At 64.8% G+C, this 4467-nt stretch carries 2 protein-coding genes; both read left to right on the forward strand.

Annotated elements, in window-relative coordinates; all coding sequences use genetic code 11:
• On the forward strand, window positions 1–1668 hold a 1668-nt coding region (locus tag QO231_RS25745), incomplete at its 5' end, for an NAD(P)H-dependent oxidoreductase subunit E (RefSeq protein ID WP_316783077.1).
• A 2-nt stretch (window positions 1669–1670) separates the two neighbouring features.
• Window positions 1671–4445: a formate dehydrogenase subunit alpha gene (fdhF, locus tag QO231_RS25750; RefSeq protein ID WP_316783080.1), complete on the forward strand. Its 2775-nt coding sequence runs from the start codon at window positions 1671–1673 to the stop codon at window positions 4443–4445.
• The last annotated feature ends 22 nt before the right edge of the window (window positions 4446–4467 follow it).

Here is a 4467-nt window from a genome sequence, read left to right on the forward strand (position 1 = left end):
GGTGTCTGGAAATCTGGGCGAGGGAAGGGTCGTGTGGCGCCGAAGGGTCGTCAGTACGAGGATTCTTCGGTTGCGGATGTTCGTGGGTTGCTGGGCGATGTGGCGGTTCGGCGGGATTTGCTGATCGAGTACCTGCACCTGATACAGGACCGATATGGCCATCTGTCCGCCGCGCATTTACGTGCCCTGGCCGAGGTGATGCGGCTTTCGCAGGCCGAGATTTACGAAGTCGCTACCTTTTATGCGCATTTTGATGTGGTCAAGGAGGGCGAGACCCCGCCCCCGGACCTGACGATTCGCGTTTGTGACAGCCTGTCCTGCGAACTGGCCGGCGCACAGCAGGTGCAGGCCGCGCTGGACCACGGGCTTGATCCGGCGAGGGTGCGGGTTCTGCGGGCGCCCTGCATGGGGCGCTGCGATACGGCGCCGGTGCTGGAAATCGGCCACAACCACATTGACCACGCCACGCCGGAAAAGGTCCTGGCGGCGATCGAGGCGGATGACACCCACGCCCGTGTTCCCGACTACGAGACCTTTGAGCCCTACCGTGCGGCCGGGGGCTATGACGCGCTCCTGTCCCTGCGCGACGGCGGCGCGACGCCGGACGAAGTGCAGGACAGGCTGCTGTCGTCGGGCCTGCGCGGGCTGGGCGGGGCGGGCTTTCCCTCGGGCCGGAAATGGTCCTTTGTCCGCGCCGAGAACGGGCCGCGCTATCTTGCGGTGAATGGCGACGAAGGCGAGCCGGGCACTTTCAAGGACCGCTATTACCTGGAACGCACGCCGCATCTGTTTCTCGAAGGCATGCTGATCGCCGCCTGGGCGGTGCAGGCCGAGACCTGCTTTATCTACATGCGCGACGAATATCCGGCGGTGCTGGAGATCCTGCGGCGCGAGATCGCGGCGCTGGAAGGCGCGGGTCTGGTGCCTGCGGGCTATATCGACCTGCGGCGCGGCGCCGGGGCCTATATCTGCGGCGAGGAAAGCGCGATGATCGAAAGCATCGAGGGCAAGCGCGGGTTGCCGCGCCATCGCCCGCCCTACGTGGCGCAGGTCGGGATCTTTGACCGCCCGACGCTGGTGCATAACGTCGAGACGCTCTACTGGGTCACCCGCATCTGCCGCGAAGGCCCCGAAGTGCTGAGCGGCACCGAGCATAACGGCCGCAAGGGCCTGCGCAGCTACTCGGTGTCCGGGCGCGTGCGCAATCCGGGCGTGCATCTTCTGCCCGCCGGCTCGACCATCACCGAGATCATCGCGGCCAGCGGCGGCATGCTCGACGGTCATGTGTTCAAGGCCTACCAGCCCGGCGGGCCGTCGGCGGGGCTGCTGCCCGCGCATATGAATGACATCCCGATGGATTTCGACACGCTGCAACCGCATGGCAGCTTTATCGGCTCCGCCGCCATCGTGATCCTGTCCGACCGGGACCGGGCGCGGGATGCGGCGCTGAACATGCTGAAGTTCTTCGAGGACGAAAGCTGCGGTCAATGCACGCCCTGCCGGGTCGGTTGTGAAAAGGCGGTCAAGCTGATGCAGGCCGACACCTGGGATCAGCCGCTGCTCGAGGAACTCTGCAAGGTGATGGTCGACGCCAGCATCTGCGGGCTGGGCCAGGCGGCGCCCAATCCGATCCTGCTGACGATGAAACATTTTGCGGACGAGGTGTAACCATGGCCGATACGATCACGTTCACGCTGGATGGCAAGGAGGTCAGTGCCGAGCCGGGCATGACCATCTGGGAGGTCGCCAATGGCCGCGGGCTGACAATCCCGCATCTGTGTCACAAACCGGCGCCGGGTTACCGCCCCGACGGCAACTGCCGCGCCTGCATGGTCGAAATCGAGGGCGAGCGCGTCCTGGCGGCCTCCTGCATCCGCGTGCCGTCCGAAGGCATGACGGTCACCACCGACAGTGCCCGCGCCACCGCCGCGCGCAGGCTGGTGATGGAGATGCTGGTCACCGATCAGCCCGAGCAGGCCAGGGCCCACGACACATCCAGCCATCTCTGGGACATGGCCGCGGCACAGGGCGTCGGGCAGAGCCGGTTTCCGAAGCTGGAACAGGGCCGCATTCCGCTGCTGGATGACAGCCACGTCGCGATGAGCGTCAACCTGGATGCCTGCATCCAGTGCGGCCTCTGCGTGCGCGCCTGCCGCGAAGTGCAGGTCAACGACGTGATCGGCATGGCCGGCCGCGGCCATGACGCCTACCCCGTCTTCGACTTCGCAGACCCCATGGGCGCCTCAACCTGCGTCGCCTGCGGAGAATGCGTCCAGGCCTGCCCGACCGGGGCGCTGATGCCGGCCACCGTCGTCGACGCGGCACAGGTTGGCGACAGCGCGGATTTCGACAGCGAAACCCAGAGCATCTGTCCGTTCTGCGGTGTCGGGTGCCAGGTCAGCCTCAAGGTCAAGGATGGCCGCGTCAAATATGTCGAAGGGCTCAACGGCCCGGCGAACGAGGGGCGACTCTGTGTGAAGGGGCGCTTTGGCTTTGACTATATCCACCACCCGCACCGGCTGACCAGGCCGCTGATCCGGCGCGAGGACGCCCCGCCAAAGGGGCTGAACGTCGATCCGGGCAATGTGTCGACGCATTTCCGCGAGGCCACATGGGACGAGGCGCTGGACTTTGCCGCACATGGCATGACGCGGCTGGCGCAGGCGCATGGCGGCAAGACGGTTGCCGGGTTCGGCTCTGCCAAATGCACCAACGAAGAGGCCTACCTGTTTCAAAAGCTGATCCGCGAGGGGTTTGGCCACAACAACGTCGATCACTGCACGCGATTGTGCCATGCTTCATCCGTTTCGGCGCTGATCGAGAATGTCGGCAGCGGCGCGGTGACGGCGACGTTCAACGAGATCGAAAACGCCGATGTGGCCATCGTCATCGGGGCCAATCCGGTGGAAAACCACCCGGTCGCGGCCACCTATTTCAAGCAATTCACCAAACGTGGCGGCAAGCTGATCGTCATGGACCCGCGTGGTGTCGGACTGAGGCGGTTCGCCTCGCACATGCTGCAATTCCGACCGGGTGCGGATGTGTCCATGCTGAACGCGATCATGGCGACGATTGTCGAGGAAAACCTCTACGATCAGCAGTATATCGAAGCCTTCACCGAGAACTGGGAGGCCGAAAAGGCGCATCTGGCCGATTTCAGCCCGGAGAAGATGGCACCGATCTGCGGCATCGAGGCCGAGGTTCTGCGCGACGTCGCCCGCACCTTTGCCGGTGCCAGGTCGGCGATGATCTTCTGGGGCATGGGCGTCAGCCAGCACGTCCACGGCACCGACAATTCCCGGTGTCTCATCTCGCTGGCGTTGATGACCGGCCAGATCGGCCGCCCCGGCACAGGATTGCATCCGCTGCGCGGCCAGAACAACGTGCAGGGTGCCAGCGATGCGGGGCTGATCCCGATGTTCCTGCCCGACTATCAGAGCGTGAGCGATGACAATGTGCGCAAGGCCTTTACCGATGTCTGGGGCTCGGGCGATTTCAGCAACGAGAAGGGCCTGACCGTCACCGAGATTGTCGATGACATCCATGCCGGAAACACCCGTGCGATGTATATTCAGGGCGAAAACCCCGCGATGTCGGACCCGGATGTGGATCACGCCCGCGAGGCGTTCGCCAGGTTGGAGCATCTGGTCGTGCAGGACATCTTCCTGACGGAGACGGCGAACTTTGCCGACGTCATCCTGCCGGCGTCGGCGCTCTACGAAAAGTCCGGCACCGTTTCCAACACCAACCGGCAGGTGCAGATGGTGCGCCCGGCGGTGGCCCCGCCCGGAGACGCGCGCCAGGACTGGGCGGTCACGGTCGATCTGGCCCGGCGGATCGGGCTGAACTGGACCTACACCCATCCGCGCGAAATCTTCGCTGAAATGGCGCTCAACATGAAGAGTCTCGACAATATCACCTGGGAGCGGCTGGAAGTTGAAACCGTCACCTACCCGTCGCTCTCGCCAACCGATCCCGGCCAGGCCGTGGTGTTTGGCGATGGCTTCCCACGCTCCCGGGGACGGGCCAGGTTCACCCCTGCCAGCATCATCGCCCCGAACGAAGCGCCGGACGCGGACTATCCGATGATCCTGACGACGGGCCGGCAGCTGGAACACTGGCATACCGGGTCGATGACCCGGCGCAGTGCGGTTCTGGACGCGGTCGAACCCGAGGCGAACGCATCGCTGCACCCCGCGACGCTGCGCGATCTTGGCGTCGAACCCGGTGCCATGCTGCGCCTGACCACGCGGCGCGGCTCGATCGAGATCATGGCCCGCGCAGACCGCGCCGTCAGCCCCGACATGGTCTTCGTCCCCTTCGCCTACGTCGAAGCTGCCGCAAACATCCTCACCAACCCCGCCGTCGACCCATACGGCAAAATCCCCGAATTCAAATTCGCCGCTGTCAAGGTAGAACCCGCAACGGCAATTGTCGCAGAGTAACACCCAACACCAATTCCGCACG

The organism is Sedimentitalea todarodis (assembly GCF_032595355.1).
Taxonomy (GTDB): Bacteria; Pseudomonadota; Alphaproteobacteria; order Rhodobacterales; family Rhodobacteraceae; genus Sedimentitalea; species Sedimentitalea todarodis.